General features: G+C 67.1%; 19 protein-coding genes. 14 read left to right on the top strand and 5 right to left on the bottom strand.

What is annotated here, in order from left to right:
- Positions 1-67 precede the first annotated feature (67 nt).
- Together RHA1_RS08375 and RHA1_RS08370 are read right to left on the bottom strand one after the other, a co-directional pair.
- Positions 68-1,657: a GMC family oxidoreductase gene (locus RHA1_RS08375; RefSeq protein ID WP_011594660.1), complete on the bottom strand. Its 1,590-nt coding sequence runs from the start codon at positions 1,655-1,657 to the stop codon at positions 68-70.
- 47 nt (positions 1,658-1,704) lie between these two features.
- A complete protein-coding gene (locus RHA1_RS08370; protein WP_011594659.1) occupies positions 1,705-3,450 on the bottom strand; it encodes an aldehyde dehydrogenase family protein in 1,746 nt (581 codons plus the stop codon).
- 198 nt (positions 3,451-3,648) lie between these two features.
- On the opposite strand from RHA1_RS08370, the gene RHA1_RS08365 reads away from it, so the two are divergent.
- From RHA1_RS08365 to RHA1_RS08355, 3 genes are all read left to right on the top strand, one after another.
- Entirely contained in the window at positions 3,649-4,830 is a 1,182-nt protein-coding gene (locus RHA1_RS08365) for a PucR family transcriptional regulator (protein WP_011594658.1), read from the top strand.
- A 115-nt stretch (positions 4,831-4,945) separates the two neighbouring features.
- The gene (locus RHA1_RS08360; protein WP_011594657.1) at positions 4,946-6,889 is read left to right on the top strand and encodes an acyl-CoA thioesterase/bile acid-CoA:amino acid N-acyltransferase family protein; all 1,944 of its coding nucleotides are present in this window, start codon (positions 4,946-4,948) and stop codon (positions 6,887-6,889) included.
- The gene (locus RHA1_RS08355) at positions 6,889-8,190 is read left to right on the top strand and encodes a type I glutamate--ammonia ligase (protein WP_011594656.1); all 1,302 of its coding nucleotides are present in this window, start codon (positions 6,889-6,891) and stop codon (positions 8,188-8,190) included. Before RHA1_RS08360 ends, RHA1_RS08355 begins: the two co-directional genes overlap by 1 nt.
- On the opposite strand, the gene RHA1_RS08350 is transcribed toward RHA1_RS08355, so the two are convergent.
- Complete coding sequence (locus RHA1_RS08350; RefSeq protein ID WP_011594655.1) at positions 8,191-9,411, bottom strand: fatty acid desaturase family protein; 1,221 nt, start codon at positions 9,409-9,411, stop codon at positions 8,191-8,193.
- A 173-nt stretch (positions 9,412-9,584) separates the two neighbouring features.
- On the opposite strand from RHA1_RS08350, the gene RHA1_RS08345 reads away from it, so the two are divergent.
- From RHA1_RS08345 to RHA1_RS08320, 6 genes are all read left to right on the top strand, one after another.
- Complete coding sequence (locus RHA1_RS08345; RefSeq protein WP_011594654.1) at positions 9,585-10,010, top strand: hypothetical protein; 426 nt, start codon at positions 9,585-9,587, stop codon at positions 10,008-10,010.
- The gene (locus tag RHA1_RS08340; RefSeq protein WP_011594653.1) at positions 10,007-12,358 is read left to right on the top strand and encodes a WXG100 family type VII secretion target; all 2,352 of its coding nucleotides are present in this window, start codon (positions 10,007-10,009) and stop codon (positions 12,356-12,358) included. The genes RHA1_RS08345 and RHA1_RS08340 overlap by 4 nt, the downstream gene beginning before the upstream one ends.
- Before the next feature lie 5 nt (positions 12,359-12,363).
- Positions 12,364-13,110 carry a hypothetical protein gene (locus RHA1_RS08335; protein ID WP_041811255.1) on the top strand — a complete coding sequence of 249 codons (747 nt, stop codon included), beginning with the start codon at positions 12,364-12,366 and terminating at the stop codon, positions 13,108-13,110.
- Positions 13,111-13,208: 98 nt separating this feature from the next.
- Positions 13,209-13,688, top strand: coding sequence for a MaoC/PaaZ C-terminal domain-containing protein (locus RHA1_RS08330; protein ID WP_009474412.1), 480 nt, complete (start codon positions 13,209-13,211; stop codon positions 13,686-13,688).
- 95 nt (positions 13,689-13,783) lie between these two features.
- The gene (locus RHA1_RS08325) at positions 13,784-14,107 is read left to right on the top strand and encodes a hypothetical protein (protein WP_011594651.1); all 324 of its coding nucleotides are present in this window, start codon (positions 13,784-13,786) and stop codon (positions 14,105-14,107) included.
- 166 nt (positions 14,108-14,273) lie between these two features.
- The gene (locus tag RHA1_RS08320) at positions 14,274-14,606 is read left to right on the top strand and encodes a hypothetical protein (protein WP_009474410.1); all 333 of its coding nucleotides are present in this window, start codon (positions 14,274-14,276) and stop codon (positions 14,604-14,606) included.
- A 52-nt stretch (positions 14,607-14,658) separates the two neighbouring features.
- Here the strand turns inward: RHA1_RS08320 and RHA1_RS08315 are convergent, their stop codons facing one another.
- Entirely contained in the window at positions 14,659-15,021 is a 363-nt protein-coding gene (locus RHA1_RS08315; RefSeq protein WP_009474409.1) for a VOC family protein, read from the bottom strand.
- A 224-nt stretch (positions 15,022-15,245) separates the two neighbouring features.
- Between RHA1_RS08315 and RHA1_RS08310 the strand changes: the two genes are divergently transcribed.
- The 4 genes from RHA1_RS08310 (at position 15,246) to nhaA (ending at position 19,689) form a co-directional block, all read left to right on the top strand.
- On the top strand, positions 15,246-16,214 hold the full coding sequence (locus RHA1_RS08310) for a glycoside hydrolase family protein (RefSeq protein WP_237724105.1): 969 nt from the start codon (positions 15,246-15,248) through the stop codon (positions 16,212-16,214).
- A gap of 420 nt (positions 16,215-16,634) precedes the next feature.
- On the top strand, positions 16,635-17,336 hold the full coding sequence (locus tag RHA1_RS08305) for an alpha/beta fold hydrolase (RefSeq protein ID WP_011594649.1): 702 nt from the start codon (positions 16,635-16,637) through the stop codon (positions 17,334-17,336).
- Between the two features lie 33 nt (positions 17,337-17,369).
- Positions 17,370-17,810, top strand: a complete 441-nt coding sequence (locus tag RHA1_RS08300) for an SRPBCC family protein (protein ID WP_009474406.1) — start codon at positions 17,370-17,372, stop codon at positions 17,808-17,810.
- Between the two features lie 10 nt (positions 17,811-17,820).
- On the top strand, positions 17,821-19,689 hold the full coding sequence (gene nhaA, locus RHA1_RS08295; RefSeq protein WP_011594648.1) for a Na+/H+ antiporter NhaA: 1,869 nt from the start codon (positions 17,821-17,823) through the stop codon (positions 19,687-19,689).
- Here the strand turns inward: nhaA and RHA1_RS08290 are convergent, their stop codons facing one another.
- The gene (locus RHA1_RS08290; RefSeq protein ID WP_009474404.1) at positions 19,690-20,037 is read right to left on the bottom strand and encodes a GNAT family N-acetyltransferase; all 348 of its coding nucleotides are present in this window, start codon (positions 20,035-20,037) and stop codon (positions 19,690-19,692) included.
- Positions 20,038-20,147: 110 nt separating this feature from the next.
- On the opposite strand from RHA1_RS08290, the gene RHA1_RS08285 reads away from it, so the two are divergent.
- Complete coding sequence (locus RHA1_RS08285) at positions 20,148-21,056, top strand: LLM class flavin-dependent oxidoreductase (protein ID WP_011594647.1); 909 nt, start codon at positions 20,148-20,150, stop codon at positions 21,054-21,056.
- The last annotated feature ends 3 nt before the right edge of the window (positions 21,057-21,059 follow it).

Below are 21,059 nucleotides of genomic sequence, written 5' to 3'. Positions count from 1 at the left end.
GCTCCGCCGCCCGTGCGTGGTTAACGAGTCTCTGCACTCGCAAACCACGCACGGGGCGCGAAGCGCCCTACGAGTTGCGGATCAGATCCGACGCCCGCTCACCGATGAGGACGGAGGGTGCGTGGGTGTGCCCGCGGATGATGGCGGGCATGATCGACGCGTCGGCAACGCGCAGTTTGTCGACCCCGCGGACCCGCAGGTCGGGCGTGACGACGCTGGCGTCGTCGCTGCCCATGCGACATGTCCCGACCGGGTGGTACAGGGTGTGGGCATTCTCCTGCAGTGCCCGGGCGAGGATCTCGTCGAGTGGCGTGCTCGGCGTGACCGCCGGGCGAATCATGTTGCCGAGCCGCGACTTCAGTGCCGGGGCCGATGCGAGGGCATCGCATAGGCGCAGTCCTTCGAGCATCGCCTGCCGGTCGACTCCGCCGCTGTCGCTGAGGTAGCGGGGATCGATGATCGGCTTGGCGAGGGGATCCGCCGACTGCAGCGAGATCTCGCCTCGGCTCTCGGGTTTCACGAGGATGGTGCCGATCACCGCGGCGTGACCTGTTGCCGGGATGAGGCCCTCGTCGAAGAACGGCGCGGGCCCGAAGATCATCTCGAGGTCGGGCAGTGCCAGATCGTCCCGACTGCGCGTGAAGCCGTACGCCTCGGCCACATTCGACGTGAGCATGCCGCGGCGACGAGTCAGGTAGTTGAGCAGCTCGGGGATCTTCTCGGCGGCGAACAGCGAGTCCGAGTCGACGCTGTAGCCGAGGAACGACACCAGGTGATCGAGCAGATTCTTCCCGACCTCCGGTAGGTGCTGCTGCACCGCGATTCCGTGCTCACGCAACTGCGCCTCGTCGCCGATGCCCGACAGCATGAGGAGTTGCGGGGAGTTGATCGCCCCGCCGGCGAGGATCACTTCCTTCGCGGCGCGGACGGTGCGTCGCACCCCGTCCTTCTCGTACTCGACGCCGACGGCCGCGGTGCCCTCGAACAGCACCCGGGTGGCCTGGGCGCCGGTGAGGACGGTCAGATTCTTCCGTTTCAGCGCCGGCCGGAGGTAGGCGTCGGCGGTACTCCACCGGGCGCCCCGCTTCTGCGTGACCATGGTCTGTGAGAAGCCCTCGGGCCGAGTGGTGTTCGCCCGTTCGACGGGGTAGCCGGTCTCCTCGGCCGCCGCGAGGAACGACCCGGTGAGAGCGCGGGGGCTCCGCTGGTGCGAGACGACGATCGGTCCGCCGGTTCCGCTGTCGGCGTCCGACGCGTCCTGCACGTTCTCGATGCGGCGGAAGTACTTGACCACTTCCTTGAACGACCAGGAGTCGTCGCTGAGTTCGGCCCACTCGTCGTAGTCGGCGGCGAACCCGCGCACCCACATCATCGCGTTCATCGACGACGAGCCGCCGAGCATCTTGCCGCGCGGCCAGTAGATCGTCCGTCCGCCGAGCCCGGGTTGCGGCTCGGTCAGGTAGTCCCAATCCAACTCACTGCGAAACAGTTTCGAGAATGCGGCGGGGATGTGCGCGAACTTGTCCTTGTCCTCACCGCCGGCCTCGAGGACCACGACCTCGCTGCCGGAGTCGGCGCTGAGCCGGTCGGCCAGCACGGCACCTGCCGAACCCGACCCCACGATCACGTAGTCGGCCACAGACAGTTCCTGATTCATCGTTCATCTCCACTTCGACGAGGGTGAGGGATCGAGGACATGCAGCCTCATCCACGCAGCGCGGACGCGAAGATCGCCGGCAGCCGGGTCCATGAGGGTGCACCGGCAAATCCTGTCAGCAATCGGCCGGTCGTGGCGGCGGTTCGGTTGGTGACGAACCACGGGGGCTTGGGCGAGATGGACATCTCACGGTTCAGGATCGACCGCGGCGACGGGCGGAACGGGCCCCGGACGACGGTGCGCTCCGGCCGGTCGATGAGGAGGGCGTTGTGCACCACGCCGATGCCGCTCTGGACGTCGTCGAGGGTGTGGCCGGGGAAGGCTCCCCAGGTCGCGGTGGCGGTGAGGTACCCGACGCCGGTCCACGCGTTGACGGCGATGGTCCCGTAGCGGAGGCTCTCGAGCAGTGAGTCGAACTCCGCGCCCAGCTCGCGGATGGTCTGCGGTGCGGCGACGATGTTGACTCCGAGGGTGCCGATGAAGTCCTCGTTCACGAGGTCGGCGGCGTGTGCCGCGAACTCGGCGCCTCCGTGGGGTAGGTCGATCACGCCGAGCACCGGAGCGAAGTACTCGGTCTGCAGGAGCGGGGCGTAGGCGCCGGGCTCGAGATCGGTGACGAGGACGCGTCCACCGTTCTCGCCCAGGCGTGCGGCGGTGGGGAACGACGCGGTGGCGCCGGCGACCCGGGAGTCGCTGCCGGGGTAGTACGCGGCGCGGTCCGGTGCCGTGTCGAGGGCCTCTTTCAGGGCGGCCACGAACTCGTCGCGCTGCTTCCACTCGGACGACACGACCACGGCCTGCGCCGCGACGCAGTTGTAGCCGCCATTATGGAGTCGTTGCGTCGCAATGTGTTCGGCCTGAAATTTGATGTCGGCGCGGCTCCACTCACCGGGCAGCACGATGGTGGGGGACACACCGCCGAGTTCGCTGGAGATGGCCTTGCCGAGGATGGGCTCGTTCGCCGCCTTGCGCCGTGCACCCTCCTCGCCGGTGCCGAACACGATCGCGTCGTGGGTGAGCGCGCTGCCCGTCATGTGCACGTGGTCGACGAGGTCGTGGTGCACCAGATACGTCCCGACCTCCGCACCGCCGGTCAGCAACCGGACCGCGCCGATGGAGATGAGCGGTTCGAGGACACGCGTCAGCACGGGCAGCAGGCGGTCGGTGATGGGGTTGAGCTTGAGTGCGACGACGCGATTGTGCGCGATCAGTTCGTACAGGGTGTCGAGCGGGGCGATCGAGGTGATGTTGCCGGCGCCCAGAACCACGCCGATGCCCTGAGTCCGCGACGGGTCGCGCTGGGCGAGGCCGGCGTCGCGCTGTGCCGTCGCACGATCGATTCCCGGCTGCAGCCACACGTCCGCGCTGAATCCGCTGAGCAGCAGCTTGTCGAAGATGTTCAGGGGCAGCGCTTTGACGGTGGTGCGGCCGCCGGGGGCGGTGCCGAACGTGGCGCCGTCCAGCGGGCTGGTCCCGGATTCGAGTTTCGCCAGGCTCGCCGACAGCGCCGCGGTGCCTGTGGCCAGCGGGTACGGTCCGGACATCCATTCCTCGCCGACCAGCGGCGACTTGGGGTCCAGTCCTTTGATCGCGACCGCGGCGTCCACCCAGTCGGCGGCGTGCTGCACGGTGAGGTCGTGCACCTTGTCGAGGAGTTTCCTGCGATCGGCGAGGGAGAGGTCGGCCCAGGTCTTCTCGCCCTCGGCGAGGTCGGCGAGGGCGGCGTCGACCTCCGGATGTGGGGAGGCCGCGCCGGGGGTGGGGGAGGTGGCCTCGGGTTCTGAAGTGCTCACTGTGGACAGCTCCGCTCGAGTCGAGTACATGAAGGACCGCGCCGCAGAAACGAAAAACTACTGTGGCGTAGAACACTGATTCTCGTCCCAGTTCCGGGCGTCGCGCCATAGGCAGCGGCTGTCAATGTGAACATGCGGGCTATGCCGTCGCACAAAAAGGGTATGGCGCGGACCACGTCCGGTGGATAGTCTTGCCGGATGACTGTCAGCTCGGATGTCGCGCCGTCGCCCACCGATCTTCTCGGATCGATGCTGGAGTCGGTGGACCAGCTGTCCGAGCGACTCGTCTCGCGCATCCTGTCGGCCGAGCACGGCTATGTGGAGGCGACCCTCCTCACTCCAGAGCAGTTGTACGCGGCGTGCGTCGACAATCTGACGGCGATGCTGGGCAACCTCGCGGGCAGTGCGCCGATCCGGCTCGAGGCGGCGCGCGCGGCCGGACAGTTGAAGGCCGAACAGGGTGTGCCGCTCGCGGCGCTACTCCACGCGTTCCGGCTCGGCGGCCGCCTGATCTGGGACGAACTGATGGATCGCTCGGAGGGCCGCGCCACCAACGCGCTGCTCGACATGGCCGCCCAGGTGTGGGCGCTCGTCGACGACTATTCGGACAGCGCAGCGGAGGCATACCGGGAGACCGCCGACCTGCGCGCCCGCGAGGACGCCGAGTCGCGGGGCCGGCTGATCAGAACCCTGTTCGGTGACCACGCGGCCAACCCGGCCGGTGCCGCCGACGCGCTCCGCACGTTCCGGATTCCGGAGAACAGCACGTTCCTCGTCGTGTCCGTCGAAGCGGCGGCCTCTCCGTCCGCCGCGGACGTCGTGCAGTCGGACCTCCGCGGTGTGGGTGTCGACTCGGTGTGGGACACGGAGGTCGACGGCCGGATCGGACTGCTGTGGGCCGCCACCGCCGACGTACTCGATTCCGCGTTGGACCTCCTCGGCCGCACCGGTCACGGACGGATCGGGGTCAGCTCGGTGTTCGGACGTCCCGGCGGGACGAGCCGGGCCGTCGAGCAGGCACGGATCGCGCGTCGCTGCGCCGGACACGGCGGATGCACCCCCACCCGTTACGAGTCGGTGCCGGTGTCGCTGCTGCTGGTCAGCGTTCCCGACGCCGGCAAGCTGGCGTCGAACCAGATCCTCGGACCGGTGCTGGCGCTGCCCGCCGAGGAACAGGAGAGCCTGCTCGCCACTCTCGACGCGTGGTTCTCCTGTCGCGGATCCACCACCGCGGCGGCCACCCAACTGCATTACCACCGCAACACAGTCCTGTACCGGCTGCGCAGAATCCACACCCTCACGGGACGCGACTTCTCCGACCCCATCGACGCCGCCGAACTGTACGTCGGTCTGCGGGCGCACCAGCTGCTCGGTGCGTGACCTGAGCGGCACCCGCTCGGCTCGGTGAATCCGGCCCCCGCGCCCGCCCGAGAGCCGACAATATGTGTGGGTCGGCCGTCGTCCGCTCGGGTGTGCCGAGCAGTGGGGCAGTGCAATGGGATTCATCATCGGATTCGCACCGTGGATCGTCTACTGGATCCTGGTGGGCAACACGGGATTCGTCGCTGCCGTCGCGATCGCGTTCGGTATCGCGGCGATTGGCCAGGTGCTGCAACGGTTACGGGGCCAGCCGTGGCGGACCCTCGAGGTCGGCACCGTCGCCGTTTTCGCGCTGCTGCTGATCGCGGCACTCACCCTGGACGACGCCGTCCTCGAACGCTGGCTTCAGCCGCTCAGCAACTTCGGGTTGTTCGCGATCGCGGCGGTGGGCGTCGTGATCGGGCGGCCCTTCGTGCGCGAGTACGCGACGGCAACCGTGGACGCCCGGACGGCGGCGAGCGGCGGCTTCCGGTACATCACCACGGCCATGACGTGGATGTGGGTGGCCGCGTTCGGACTGATGACAGTGATCTCGCTGATCCCGCCGATCGTCGACGGCGACGCCACCATGCGCGACGCCGGTGACACCCTGTCCGTCGTCTGCTACTGGGTGCTGCCGTTCACCCTCATGGGCATCGCGGGGCTGGTGTCCGCGGTATTTCCCGGATGGTTCGAGAAGCGGTCGCAGCTGCTGGAGACGCAATCTTCGGCGGAGCCGGCGGTCGCCGAGCAGCCCGCGCCGGCCGCGGACGTGTCGGCGGGGTCCCTCGAACTCGACGTTCCGGCGTGGTCGCGTCACGACGAGGCGTTCTCGCTGATCGTCCGCGGCGCCCGGCCCGGATCGTCGGTGACCGTCCGCACCACCGGGACCGACCTGTTCGGTGGGCAGTGGCGGTCCGAGGCCACGTTCACCGTCCCGGCCGACGGAATCGTCGACCTCGCCGGACAGGTTCCGGACCACGGTGATTGGGACGTGGCGGACGCCGACGCCCCGCTGTGGGCCATGCGTTTCGTGTCCGAAGACCGGGTACCCGACCTCTTCGTACCGCCGCCCGACGCCTGGCTGGTCACCGTCGAGGCGAGCACTCCGGACGGAACGTCGCGGCGGACGGTGACGCGTCACGTGAGCGCCCCCGGAGTGTCCGTCCGCTCCCTCGAAGTCGGCGGCCGGCCCGCCCTGCTCGCACTGCCCGCCGGCGACGCGCCGAGCGGCGGGTGGCCGGGCGTCGCCTGCTTCGGCGGCTCGGAGGGCGCCGTCGACTCCCAACGTTCCACCATCGGGATGCTCGCCGCCAACGGGTATGCCGCACTGGCCTATTCGTGGGTGGACGAATCGACCACCGACGCGACGCTGGTGAACATTCCGCTCGAGCGGTTCGCGTCTGCGGTCGAGGCTCTCGGTGCGCAGCCGTCGGTGGACGCAAACCGGCTGACCGCGATGGCCATTTCGCGCGGCGCGGAGGGACTGTTGGCCTCCGCCTGCGTCGGCGACCTCCCCGTCGCCGGGCTGATCCTGATCAGCCCGAGTTCGGTGTCGTGGCAGGCGATCGGCCCCGACGGCGAGATCGCCGCCACCCCGTCGTGGACATGGAACGGCGGGCCCGTGCCGTGGGCGCCGCTGCCGGGTGGGACGCTGATGCCCCAGCTGATCCGCAACGCGTGGCGGGCGCACCACGATGTCACCGCGCACCGGCCGAGCCTGCTGCGGCTGGGTGCCGCCTACCGGGCCGGGCTCGCGGCCGCACCGGCCGAGGCGACGCTGCGGGCCGAACAGGCGACCGCGTCGGTGCTGTGTCTGACCGGCGCCGACGACCAGTTGTGGCCGTCGGACGAGATGGCCACGGCGCTTCTCGGGCGTCGATCCGGCACCCGCGACGAGCACCGGACGTTCGACGGCGCCGGCCACCTCCTCCGCCTCGGAATGTTCCCCGCCGACGCGCAGTGGACCGGCGGCATCGCGTTCGGTGGCGGGGGCGCAGGTCAGGGCCGGGCGCAGCGCGAAGCGGTGCACAGCGTGCTCGGCTTCCTCGCGCGGACCACCGCGGTGGCGAGGGCGTGATGCGCGGCGCAGAGGGCGGGTTCGGCCACACGGACCGCATCGTCGGCTCGATCGTCGACATGGCCGGGGTGTCCCGGGCGAAAGTATTTCCGATCTCGAGACTGGATTCCTTCGTCGACTCCGGTGCTGGAGCATCGCCGAGCTGGAATGTGTTCTGCGTCGACGACCATCTCGCGTTCACGCCGTCCTTCTCCGTCGTGGGCGACCTCCGTCTGCGTATCGACGGTGACGACGTGCGAGATCTGGGCAACGGCACGTATTGGGCGCCGGCGTGCCTGACCGAGCAGGACGGGACGCCGTCGCTCGCCTGCACCCGGGGTGCGCTGCGGCAGGTGTCGACGCGGTTGGCGGAATCCGGACTGACCGCGCGGATCGGTCACGAGATCGAGTTCACCCTCTTCGACGCGGCGACCGCCGAAGAATGGTCCGCCTACGGCCTCAATGCCGTTCTCGCGCAGGATGAATTCTTCGAGCATCTGCTCGCGGCGGCGTCGACGGCCGCGCTACCGATCGAACAGGTCCACGCCGAGGCGGGGCTGAACCAGTTCGAGGTGTCGCTCGCCCCCGCGGATCCTGTCACGGCGGCCGACAACGCGGTGCTTGCCCGCGCCCTGATCAGCAGGGTCGCGCGTGCCCAGGGGCTGCGGGCGTCGTTCTCACCCATGCCCGTCGCGGGAGGGGCGGGAAACGGCGCCCACCAGCACGTGTCGATCGCCGAGGGTGACCTGCCGATCCTGTCGGGAGGCCCGGGCCAGTACGGGCTGACTCCCGCCGGTGGTGCGGCCATCGCCGGGATTCTGCGGGCGCTACCCGAGTTCACGGCCGTTCTCGCCGGGTCGGCGCTGTCGCACCTGCGGTTGCGCCCGGGCATGTGGTCGGGGGTGTTCCGCTGCTGGGGCCTGGAAAACCGGGAGGCCGCCGTCCGCCTCTGCGCGGACACCGCCGGGAACCCGCACGGCGCGAACGTCGAGATCAAACCCATCGACTCGTCCGCGAACCCGTATCTGAGCAGCGCCGCCATTCTCGGCGCCGCCCACGACGGCATCGGCACTGGGCTTCCCCTCCCGGACGAGGTGTCGGTCGACCCGGCGGAACTGACCGGCGCCCACGCCGTCGATCTCCTCCCGACCCAGCCGTCCGACGTGCTCGGAATGTTCGAGTCGTCGGCGCTCGCGCGGGATCTGTTCGGGCCGCTGATCATGGAGGCGCTCGCGGCGGTCACGGGGTACGAGCTCGCCGAATACCGGGACAAACCGGTCGACGAGGTCGCACAGCGCTTCCGGTACGCGTGGACGTCGTAGTCAGTTGCGGATCATCGCCAGCGCGGTGCGCAGTCCGCGTCGCTTCCCGGTCGCAGGATCGACCCCGAACACTTCCTTCATCCCACCCCGAATGCGGAATCGGAGTTCCGACGCCGTCTCCGGTGCGTCGTCCGCGGACGCCGACAGGAAGCGGTTGGGCAGGGCGAGCTTGAAGATGGTGCGGAGGGTGAGCCCGTACTGGTGCGGGAGCGAACCCGTCGTGTAGGGGAGGTCGTACTTGTCGCACAGTTCCCGCATCTTCACACCGATCTCGGCATAGCGGTTGCTGGGCAGGTCGGGGAACGCGTGGTGCTCGATCTGGTAGCAGAGGTTGCCGCTCATGAACGCCAGCACCGGGCCGGCGTTGAAGTTGGCGGAGCCCAGCATCTGCCGCAGGTACCACTCGGCCTTGGTCTCCTTCTCGAACTCCTCCTTGGTGAACTTCTCGGCACCGTCCGGGAAGTGACCGCAGAAGATCACGCCGTAGGCCCACAGGTTGCGGATCACGTTGGCGGTGATGTTCGCCGTCAGCGTGCTCTTCCATGCCGGGCCGGTGAGCGCCGGGAACACCACATAGTCCTTGCCTACCTGCCGCGCGATCTTGCGTCCCACCTCCTTCGCGTTGCGGAGGGTTTCGGCGCGGTCGTAGTCGCCGCGCCGGATGCTCGCCACGTCCAGGTGGTGCAGCGCGACACCCCACTCGAACAGCAACGCCAGCAGGAGGTTGTAGAACGGCTGCGCCAGGTACACCGGCGACCACTTCTGGTCCCGGGTCATACGCAGGATCCCGTAACCGACGTCGCTGTCGAGACCCACGATGTTGGTGAACTTGTGATGGACGTAGTTGTGCGAGTGCTTCCACCCAGACGACGGACACGTGTTGTCCCACTCCCAGTTCGACGAGTGGATCTCGGGATCGTTCATCCAATCCCATTGACCGTGAATGACATTGTGGCCGAGTTCCATGTTCTCGATGATCTTCGCCGCACCCATCAAGGCGGTACCCAGGATCCACGCAGGTCTCTTCCGGCTACCGAACAGGACGACCCTGCCCGCGATCGCCAGCGACCGCTGCAGTTTGATCGTCCGGTCGATGTACCGCGCGTCGCGGGCGCCGCGGGACTCTTCGATGTCTGCCCGGATCGCATCGAGTTCCGCGCCCAGCGCCTCCACATCCGCATCGGTGAGGTGGCTGTACTCCTTGATATCGGTGATGGCCATCTGGTCTCGATACCCGGTTCACCCGATTCTCAATCAGCGAATCCGCCGAACCGTTGCGCAACCGTGTTGTGGTCACACGTCCGTGTGACGGCGTCCGCTATTGTCTCCACGGTCGCCGAGCGTGTCGGTGACCCGGATCCGGGGGTGGATCTCGATGCGGCTATCAGGGGGAGATGTCGATGTCAGAGGGCGATATGTCATGGCCGGAGAGTGTCATTGCGTCGCTGGACGGGACCGGTGCGACGCAGCCTCCGCTGGCCGCCGTCCCCGGGCTGCCGCCGGTGCTCGGTGGACCGGACGTCGCGGTCGTCAAGGTCGATCCCGACATGCTGCGGGCGATGTCCACCGCGCTCGGCGCCATTGCGCGTGAGGTCGACGCGTTGGGCGGCCGGCGGAGCTTCGAGCACGCGGTCCGGGCCGTCGAGGGGTCCGACACCGCGGCGGCATGCAAGGACGCCGGCGACATCCTCGCGTCCGCGCTTGGAGTCGCGGCCAGTCGCATCGACGAGATGGCGTTCATCGCGGGCGACGGGGCCGAGAACTACGAGGTCACCGACACCTCGTTCGCGTCGCAGCTGTCGGCGATGGGGGAGCTGTGATTCCGCGTAGGTCGCAACTGCATGTGTGGAACCCGCAGGACCTGACACTGGCGGGTGAGGAAATCGGACGGACCGCCGACGACACGCGGAGCCGGGCGGACGACGTCCAGCGTGCTGTCGCGGATCTGGGCCGACATGACGACTGGCGCGGTCCGGCGCAGGCGGCCGCCGAGCAGCGGGCGAACAGTGAGCGCACGGAAATCCGCAGGCTCGCAGATGATCTGGAGGATCTATCGAACGCGCTTGCGGGCGGGGCCGATCGCCTCGGGCATGCGCGGGACTACGTCGCCACCGTGATCGACAAGGCGGCAACCGACGGATTCACCGTCTCCGACGACTGGCAGATCGTCAGCCCGCCGAAGACGATGAGCGAGGCCGAAGCCGCCGAGCGTGCCGAGCTGATGGAGTACTGGCGCAACCAACTCGGTGGAGCGCTGACGGAACTCGACACTGCCGACCGGGACATGGCGACGGCGATCCGGGACGCGCTCGGGGCCGTGGCGGCGAGTGCCCCGGCGGCCGCAGGCCTGTCGGGGCACGAGGGCACCGCGCTGGGTGAGCAGGTCGCGCGGGGTGGTTCCGACATCGCACAGGACGTCCTTGACCGTGTTGCCCGGGAGATCGTGGCCGCAGGGCTCACTCCCGCACAAGTGCAGACGCTGGCCGACGGTGGCAAGGTCACCGATCTGCCACAGGGAACGATCGATTTCCTGCAACAGTTCTATACGGCGGCCGGCAAGGAAGGGTTCCTCGCACTGTCCGAGCAGTACAGCGAGAACGGGCGCACCGAGGCCGCGAGCGCGCTGTCCAACGGCCTCGCCGTGGTGTCGAACTACAACATCGGTAGTGCCAGCGGCGACGTCGGCGGCCAGAGCCACATTCCGGACAGCCTTCGAGGACTGTTCGAGGGCCCGGTGACGTCGGCCGGCAACCTGATGAAGGGTGCGCACGACGCCCCGCAACCGTCTGTGGTCGTCAACAACGGAGATGACCTGGCACGATTCACCAAGGCGTTCGGTCTCGCGAACCCGGGCGTTCAGCAGGGCAGTGAGCTGAGCGAGAGCCTCCTCTCCCGTGCCGGCGAGATCGCCTCGGCCACCAACGACAAGAGTCTCCTCATCGGGGACTCCTTCGACCACAACGCGCTGGGCCGCGACGGCGTCGACACGCTCCTGCAGGACATGGTCGGCGTCGGTGGCCGCGACCATGCCGCCGTCCACAACATCCTGTCCGGTGAAGGCATGCCGGCCGACTACAACCGCGACGACGTCATCATGCCCCTGCTCCAACGTGATTGGACCGACGGAGGCGAACAGAACGTCGCCGGGATGTTCGACTGGATCGCCGACGACGCCAGGCCCTCCGATCCATCCGATCCCGGCGAAATATTCCGGTCGACACAAGCCGGGGAATCGGCATTCGGCCTCGCACAAATCCTCGCCGCGAAAGACGCCGAGCTACTCGACATCCCCGGGATGAACGGGCAGGCAATCGGTGAGGTGAACCCCGAAATCACGCAGGCGTTGGGCACAACGCTCGCGCCGTACATCGGCAACATGGTGGGGGTGCCCGAGTCCTTCACGGGAACCAACTCTTTCACCGGCCTGACGGGCCATGAGTACCTCCGACTCGAGGATGCGCCGAGAATATTCTCGGTAATCGATTCCAACGCCGACGGTGCCTCGTATTTCAATGCGCACGCCTTGGGGCTGTCTGCTCAGTTGGAGCAGGCGTGGGCTGTCGACGGCCAGACACCGCAGAACCCCCACTACCAATACGGGACGTGGGCAGGCAATCTTCAGGGCGTTGTGGACAAGGGGCTCGACCTCGAGTTCGCCGACCGACTCGGCGACGAAACATCCCAGAACGCTGCTGGTTTCGAGAGCAAGGGAGTTGCATACGACACCATCAGGACAGTGATCAGCAAAGGCGTCGAATTCATTCCTGTAGCAGGCCCTCTGATTTCGAGTGGTATCGATCTGGCCGACCCGTCATTCAAGAGCGCGGTCATGGGTTCAATACCGGACAGCACACTTCAGGCCAATACAGACTTCGCCGACAACGCGATGTTGGTGAATCAGTACTACCAGATTGGATTAGGCCTTCAGGCGGCGAATGGAGGGTCGCTCGAACCGTACTCAGCGCTCGATGATTTCCGCGACGGATCAGACGGACCACTGCTTTCATACGACCAGCTCGCATCGGATAATCCGCATCAAAGCCTGCCCCAGCTGCAATCAGGATTGGCGGGTTACATGAACGACACCGGGGTACGAGGACTCGGCAATTTTATCGATGCATTGAATGCCGGGCGTGAACAAGTGACGAACATGAGGTACGGGCAGTGAGGGTAATGCTCGGCCCGTGGGTCGTCGTTGTGCTGGCTGTTTCGGCCTGCGGACCGGAACACCCAAGTGAACCGCCGGCTTCGTCGACAACCGTCGTCACGCCGTACGCGGTCCCCGGTAACACTGAATACAACTACCGTTGGTCGGCAGATCCAGGCATCAACTTGCTCACGCCGGAGGCGACAGCTGTCAGGGCGTATGTGGAGTCGTATTACCTGACAGTCAGGGCGCTCGCGACGTCGGCCGGTTATCCAGGATTCGAGGACGCTGTCGACGAGCGTCTTCGAATGGACTATGGCAATCCTGACCAGCTGAAGAAGAGCGAGTATGTGGGGACGCAATTTCAGCATCTGTTGTTGATGAGTCCAACAGACCGTGGTTGGCTTGCGACCGTATGTACGGGCGACTACTCCGTGATGAGAATCGATGAGGACGGGAAGTATTACAACGTTGGTTCCACCAACGTGCATGCGGAAACGGTCGAGATCGCGGCTCCCGATTTCACAGGTTCAATTGCAAACGCCTCACTTCCCGCGGAGGGGCCCGAGCGGGCTCCAGAGGTAGATGTGTTCAGAGGTTGGAAACTCATCGACCACGTGAAGTCGGCTCGTAATCAGGATGCGTTCCTTCAGTGTCGTTCGCGGATGCCCGATCCTCCAGAGAACCGCCCGCGAAAACGCGACCTCCCGCACGACACCCCCTACCCGACGCTTGCTCCGTATCCGGGCTGGCCGCGCTACGACGAGAACTGACGGCGACCTCCACCCTCGGCGGTAGGGCACTGTCGCCGCTGCCGGCGTCCAGTCATATCCTCGACGTCAGCCTCCGTGTTCGGTGGAGGCGTGAGCGAATGATCGGACGGTTGGTAGTGGACAGCAAATGTGACGTCGTCTATGCGGACGACCTCCGGGTGGGCGAGAAGTTCGAGCTGGGCTCGTACACGGTGACGGAGGAGGAGTTGGTCGAGTTCGCAGGGCAGTGGGATCCGCAGTCGTTCCACATCGACCGTGAATCTGCAGATGGTGGCTATTTCGGTGGGCTCATCGCGAGTGGTGTGCACACGATCGCGGTGTGTCAGCGACTGTCCGCGACCACTCTTTATGCAGGCTGGAGCGTCATTGCGGGGGTGCGGATGCGCGACGTCAACTTCCTCCGGCCGGTGAAGCCGGGTGATGTGCTCACCGGAAAGCTGGTTGTGGAGGAGGTGACGCCTGACGATCGCGGTCGGGCCTTGGTGACGGTCGCGGCGGAGATTCTCAACGGGTCGGGCAAGCAGGTCCTGACCTCGGTCACCGAGATGTACATGCGATGCCGACCGGAAACCGACTGATCGTCGAAATTCTTGGACGAAACGCTCTCTTCGAGGATTGTTTTCCGGGTTTCTGGGTACCGCCCCGAGAGGCCATGGAACCAACGGAGGCAGTCATGAGAATGGGCAGGAGAGTGGCCGCGGTGGCGGTATTCGCGGCTTCGATCGGATTGGGAGCATCCGGTGTCGCCTGGGGCGGCAGTCTCGACTCGGCGGTGCCGGTGCGTCGGCCGGACGTCATTCAGCCGATGCCACCCGGATTCCCGCAGAACGGTCCGATCGGATGCGACGACTGGTCGGAACCGTACGAGAACAACGTTCCGGCGTGGGGCACCGATCCGTACAACCAATTCGACAACTGGTGCGACGGCCCCGAAGACGGCCTTTCCGCGCAGCAGCCGCCGGTCAATGACCAGCAGGGCCGGACGGTCAATCCCTGATTCGACGGTGAATGTTCGCACGAGGCATGTGCCGTCGTGTAGCTCGGTCGTGAACTGAAACCGACCGTCCGTCAAATTTCATTCACGAAATTCGCCCTCCGAGGATTGTTTACGTTGTCTTTGGGTACAGCCCTTAGGCAGCGTTATTCACCTATGGGAGGCAACGATGAAGGTCGGCTCGAGATTGGCTGCGGTCGCTGTGTTCGCGGCCTCGATCGGTTTGGGAACATCCGGTGTCGCCTGGGGTGACGCGCTCGACTCGGCGGTCGTACCGGTGCGCGCACCGGACACGGTTGCACCATTGCCTCCTGGTGTTCCGCCGACCGGCCCGGCCGGCTGCGACGACTGGGCGGAACCGTACGAGAACAACGTCCCGGCGTGGGGCGCAGAACCGTACAACCAGTACGACAATTGGTGCGACGGACCCGAGGACGGTCTGCCGCAACCGGCCACCTTCAGCGGTGACGAGGGCGGAGGCGACTCGCCGAACGAGCCGTAACCGACCGATCCGAATCAGCGCGCCCCGGGAGTCTCTGTTGGGGCGCGCTGATTCAGTTGCCGGACGGCGGTTCGTGCAGCCCGAAGGCGGAACCCTGATCGTCGTGGCACAGCTTGAACCGCCCGAATTTCGCCACCGACTCGGTGTCTTCGCCCAGCTCGACGGCGTCGACGGTGCCGCCCAGCGCCAGTACCTGCTCGACCGCGGCGTCGAGGTCCGGCACCCGAAAGAAGACATACGGGCCGGCGCCCTCGTCGCCGCCGTGGATCCCGCCCGGGACGTTCGGTGTGTTGATGGAGTAACCCGACCCGCCGGGCCCGGATTCGAATTCCCAGCCGAACAACGCCGAGTAGAACTTTCGGCCCTGCTCCGCGTTGGCCACACCCAATTCGAAGAACGACAGTTCGCCCGACATGAGCACTCCTCCGTCTACAGTGTCCCCGTGACGCTACGCCGGGATGCCCTCATGCATAAGGCGCGCGCGTAGACCGACCGCGCCGCAGGGGTATTGATTGCCGCTGCTGCGGGTGGCGCCCTCGGGTTCGTCTACGGCGTCATTGCACGGCCGTCGGTAACGATCCGCTGCCTGCGGCCAAAGTTACGCATGGTGCGCCTGCTGTGATAGATACTGCACCGGTGATGCTGCCCAAACGAACCTGCTTTTCCGCCCTATCGATGGTGATGCTCGCTGTCGCAGGCTTGCTGGTCGCCGCCCCGGGGAGCAGCGGCGCCGCACCGCTCGCCTGGCGAACCACGATGGTGGCGTTCAGCAACGTCAGCGACCGCGACCTGGATGTATACGAGTCTGAGGACGGCACGGGGTTCCAGCCCCTCCGACTGTCTGCGTATCGGCCTCCGTCAGGGGTGGTGCGTGACCCGAGCATCTTCCGGCACACGGACGGGTTCTACTACCTCACCTACACGACGGTCGACGGGGCGAACATCGGCTTCGCACGCAGCAGTGACCGCATGGACTGGAAGTTCCTTGGGGCCTGGCCTGTCCCGTTCTGCTGCGCCTTCCTGCCGGGCACGGGAGACGGAACGGGCTCAGCGAGCCCGCCGGGTTCCTCGGGGTCGGCCGGGTTCAGCGACGGACCGTCGCTGTCGCCGTTCACCACCAAGGCCTGGGCACCTGAATGGTTCGTGGACGGCGACCGGGTCAACGTCATCCTGTCGCTGTCGACCGGGGGAGGATTCGTACCGTATCTGATGACGGCGCTGGAACCATCGCTCAGGTTGTGGAGCCCGCCTGTTCCGCTCGCCGGGATCGGCGCGGACCATATCGACACCACCGTGGTCAAGGTGGGATCGACCTACCATGCGTTTACCAAGAACGAGACGAAGAAGGTCGTCGAGCATGCGGTCGCGTCGTCGGTGACGGGGCCCTATTCATTCGTCCCGCCTGGAAATTGGGGCTCGCTGGTGGAGGGCCCAGCCCTGGTTCAGTTGCCGAACGACACCTGGCGGATCTATCTCGACGCCTATACCGAAGGAAAGTATCTCTATTCCGACAGCACGGATGGGCTGCGCACCTGGTCGCCCGTGCAAGAGCTTCCAGGCGTTTCCGGGACGGTGCGCCACTTCGGCGTGATGCGGGAGCCGGCCTGACGGCGAACTCCCGTGAGGGCGGCAACCGGGAGGGTCAACGGCACCGGTAGCCTGCGAAGGGCTGAGCGTGAACGTCATTCGTAGGAGTGGTGCAGCGTGCCGGGGTGCACATCGCCACTCACGTGCGGGGACCGTGCGTCAGGCCGCCAGCTCGTCGGCGATTTCGATGTCGATTTCCTGTTCGGTCATTCCGCCGAAGAGGTGGTTGGTGAACATGTCAGCTCAGTTCTCGTAACGTGTGGTGGATCCCGGCACGGTCGGAGCTTCCTGTCCGACCTACTGGTGTATCGCCCTCGGCGGCGCTTCCGTTTCAGATCCCCGCAGGTGAGTGGCAAGGTGTGTCCGGGCGCGCATTCCCGCGCACGTAGCGCTTAGGCTCGACTCGACCGTTCGTGTCCCGGAAACAGGAGATCAGTCGAGATGCCCGCAACCTTCGTTCTGCTGCCCGGCGCCGGCTCGGACTCGTGGTACTGGCACCGCGTCGCACCGATCCTGGAGGGGAGCGGGCACTCGGTGATCGCCGTCGACCTTCCGTACGGCGACGACGACGCGGGCCAGTACGAGTTCGCCGACGTCGTCGTCGATGCGGTCGAGGACGTCGAGGGGGCGATCGTGCTGGTCGCGCAGTCCATGTCCGCGTTCACCGCGGCGATCGTCTGTCAGCGTGGCGAGGTCGACGTCGACCTGCTGGTTCTGCTGGCACCGATGCTGCCCGCGCCGGGGGAGGCACCCGGGCAGTGGTGGGAGACCACCGGTCAGCCGGAGGCGAAACGGGCGTTCGACGTGCTGGAGGGTCGCGACCCGGACGCGCCCGACGACCTGCGGGCACTGTTCTTCCACGACGTGCCCGACGACGTCACCGAGGAGGCGTTCAGCCAGGAGGAGCCCGTCGTCTCGAACACCCCGTTCGAGACGGTGTGGCAGGCGGACGCGTGGCCGCACGTGAAGACGCGTGTCGTCGCCGGGAGGCGCGATCGGCTGTTCCCGCTCGACTTCATGCAGCGGATCGTCCGGGAGCGGCTGGGCATCGCACCGGAGGTCATCGACACCGGTCATCTGGCGGCACTCGCGCGCCCCGGCGAACTTGCTGCCATGCTGGAGCGCTACGCGTCCGAACTGTAGGGCATGTGGATCTGACGAGAAGGAGAGCAATCGATGGCGTTGTCGGTATCGGGCGAGTTCGAGATCGAGGCTCCCCAGGACCAGGTGATGGCGGCGCTGGCGGACGTCGAGCGCATCCCCGAGTGGTCGGCGGTGCACAAGAAGGTGGTCGTCGAGTCCCGATTCGACGACGGACGCCCCCGCACCGTGCGGATGACGCTCGCCGTCCTCGGTGTCGCGGACACGCAGCTGGCCGAGCACAAGTGGCTGGGGGACGAGCAGATGTCGTGGACGCTCCTCGAGAGCGAGAAGCAGAAGTGCCAGGAGGGGGAGTACCGGCTGACCCCCACCGCGCGCGGGACGTCGGTGCACCTCACGATGTCGGTCGAGCCCAAGGTGTGGGTGCCGAAGTCGGTGCTGCGTCAGGGCCAGAAGCAGGCCGTGCGATTGATCCGCAAGGGATTCACCAAGTTCGTTCTCGAGAACTACGTCTGACGAGGACCCGATGACGGTCGAGCAGAGCAGCCCCACCACACTTCGGCGACTGTCGGCGCGGTTGGCCCTGATCCGCGACGACACCGACGACGACAAGCTGTCGGCCGGATTTCTGCTCGTCGCCACGATCCTCGCGTTGGTGTGGGCCAACATCGGCGATTCGTACGAGTCGTTCTGGCACACCCCGGTGACCATCCAGATCAGCGACAACAGCATCAGCCTCGACCTGAAGCACTGGGTCAACGACGGGTTGATGACGCTGTTCTTCTTCGTCGTCGGGCTCGAGGTGAAACGTGAGCTGACGATCGGCGAACTCACCGACCGTGCCCGCGCCGCCGTCCCCCTCCTCGCCGCGATCGCGGGTCTGGCGTTGCCCGCCGTCCTGTTCCTGATCCTCAACCCCAGCGGGGACGAGGCCACTGCGTGGGGCGTCGTCGTCTCCACCGACACGGCGTTCGTGCTGGGCGCACTGGCACTCGTCGGACCCCGGTGCCCCGCCCGGTTGCGCGTCTTCATCCTGACCCTGGCCGTCGCCGACGACATCGGCGCCCTGGCCCTCATCGCCTTCTTCTACACCGACGACCTCCGGCTCGGACCGCTGCTACTCGGGTGCGTCGGGCTGCTGCTGATCATCCAGTTGCGCAAGCTCGAGGTGTGGCGTGGCGTCGCCTACTTCATCGTCGCGGCAGGCACGTGGGTCGCGTTCTATGAGTCCGGCGTCCACCCCACCCTCGTCGGCGTGCTGATCGCGCTGATCCTGCCCGTCTATCCGCCGCGGCGCAGCGAGGTGGAACGGGCTGGTGAACTCACGCGCGCGTTCCGGCAGTCACCCAACTCCGACTACGCCCGCGCCGCCCAGCTCGGCGTGCTGCGCGCGGTGTCCGTCAACGAGCGGTTGCTGCGCTTCTACCAGCCCTACACGGCGTTCCTCGTCGTCCCGATCTTCGCGCTCGCCAATGCCGGTGTGGTCATCACCGGGCAGACCCTCGCGGACGCGGCCAGGTCTCCGCTGGCGTGGGGCATCGTGCTCGGCCTGGTGGTCGGCAAGCTCGTCGGCATCACCGCGGCCACGGCCCTGTTCTCGAAGCTGCGTCCCGGCAGCCTGCCGCCCGGGCTGACGCTGTCACAGATCGCCGGTGGCAGTGCGCTGGCCGGCATCGGCTTCACGATCTCGCTGTTCATCGTCGACCTGGCCATCGACTCACCCGAGCTCGCCAACGAGGCTCGGGTGGGTGTCCTGACGGCGGCCGTCATCGCCACCGTCCTCGGCTGGGCGCTGTTCCGGCTGTCGGACACTGTGCACCCGCCGACGGAGGTCGTCGGACTCACCCTGCTCCGGCCCGTCGACCCCGGCCGCGATCACCTGCGCGGGCCGGCGGATGCGCCGCTCACCCTCGTCGAGTACGGCGACTTCGAGTGCCCGTTCTGCAGCAAGGCCACCGGCAGCATCCGGGACGTCCGGGCCCATTTCGGGGACGAGCTCCGCTACGTCTTCCGGCATCTCCCCCTCGACGACGTGCATCCGCACGCGCGTTTCGCCGCCCAGGCGAGCGAAGCGGCGGCCGCGCAGGGCCGGTTCTGGGAGATGCACGACCACCTGTTCGCCAACAGCGACGCCCTCGCCGAGGACGAGATCTTCGGTTACGCCGCCGAGTTGGGGCTCGACATGGACCGGTTCGAGGAAGACATCCGCAGGGGCACGTACGTTCACCGCATCGACGACGACGAACTCGACGCCGAGTCGAGCGATTTCCGGGGGACCCCCACGTTCTACCTCGGCGCGACGGGCACCGACCTCGCCCGGCACAGCGGCCCCTACGACGCCGCCACCCTCATCCGGAAGCTCGAAGAGGCGCGAGGCGCCGACGGCGCACCCTGATCAACCCTTCGAACGCTGCACCGCCTGGATCGCGGCGGGGGTTACCGGGTCGACGTCGTCGGCGAAGTCGTCGTGCTTCTTCAGGTAGCCGGCGACGAACGGGCAGATCGGCACGATCCGCTTGCCGTCCCGGACGGTCTCGGTGAGCGCGCTGCGGATCAGGGTGCTGGCGAGGCCACGCCCCCCGAACTGCTCACCGATCTCGGTGTGGAAGAAGATCCGTTGATTCCCGTCGTCGAGGTACTCGGTGAACCCGGCCAGTTCACCCTCGACGCGGACCTCGAATCGGTGGTGTTCGGGGGCGTTCCGGACGTCGGGTGCGGGGCCGTCTTTCGTGTCGTCTGTCATGGACCCACTATGCCGCGCGGCGGGGTTCCGACTGCGCGGCGGGTGTTCCCGGACGTCGCGGAGGTGGATGATCGAAAGAGTCCAGCGATCCGAGAGGAGACGCGACCACCATGACCGATTACGGCAGGGCGATCCAGTTCGGGGCGTTCGTCACCCCGTCGGTGGAGTTGCTGGCCAACACGTTCGAACTCGCCGCCCTCGCCGACGAGACCGGCCTCGACCTGATCGGCGTGCAGGACCACCCGTACCAGGCGAAATTCCTCGACTGCTGGTCGCTGATGGGCGCACTGCTGGCCCGAACCGAGCGGGTGCGTGTGTTTCCCGACGTCGCGTGCCTGCCGCTTCGCCCACCGGCGACGATGGCGAAGGCCGCGGCCAGCCTCGATGTGATGTCGGGAGGCCGGTTCGAACTGGCGTTGGGTGCCGGCGCGTTCTGGGAGGCGATCGGGGCGATGGGCGGTGACGTGCGCACGCCCGGGCAGGCCGCAAAGGCGTTGGAGGAAGCGGTCGAGGTGATCCGCCTGATGTGGTCCGGCGAGCGTGCCGTGTATTCCGAGGGTGAGCACTACCGCCTCGAGGGTGTGCATCCCGGACCGGTCCCGGCGCACAGCATCGGGATCTGGCTGGGCGTCGGCGGCCCCCGAATGCTGCGGGCGCTGGGACGCTCTGCGGACGGGTGGGTCCCGTCGAGCTCGTACTTTCCGCCCGACGTCCTGCCCGGCATGCACGCGAGGATCGACGCGGGCGCGGCGGATGCGGGCCGGGACCCGAGCTCGATCGTCCGCGCCTACAACGTGTTCGGTCAGGTGAGCGACACACCGTCGGACACGTTGTTCCGCGGAACCGCCGAGCAGTGGGTGAGCCAACTGACGGAACTCGCGGTGGAAACAGGCATGGACACGTTCGTCTTCGGCACCGACGGCGACAACCTCGCCCAGGTCCGACGATTCGCGACCGATGTCGCGCCGGCCGTTCGGGCCGCCGTGGATGAGCGCCGTGGAGTGGGTGCCCACGCCTGACGC

The sequence above is a fragment of the Rhodococcus jostii RHA1 genome, from assembly GCF_000014565.1.
Taxonomy (GTDB): domain Bacteria; phylum Actinomycetota; class Actinomycetes; order Mycobacteriales; family Mycobacteriaceae; genus Rhodococcus_F; species Rhodococcus_F jostii_A.
The sequence above is the reverse complement of the archived record's forward strand: the minus strand, read 5'-3'. Positions and strand labels throughout refer to the sequence as shown.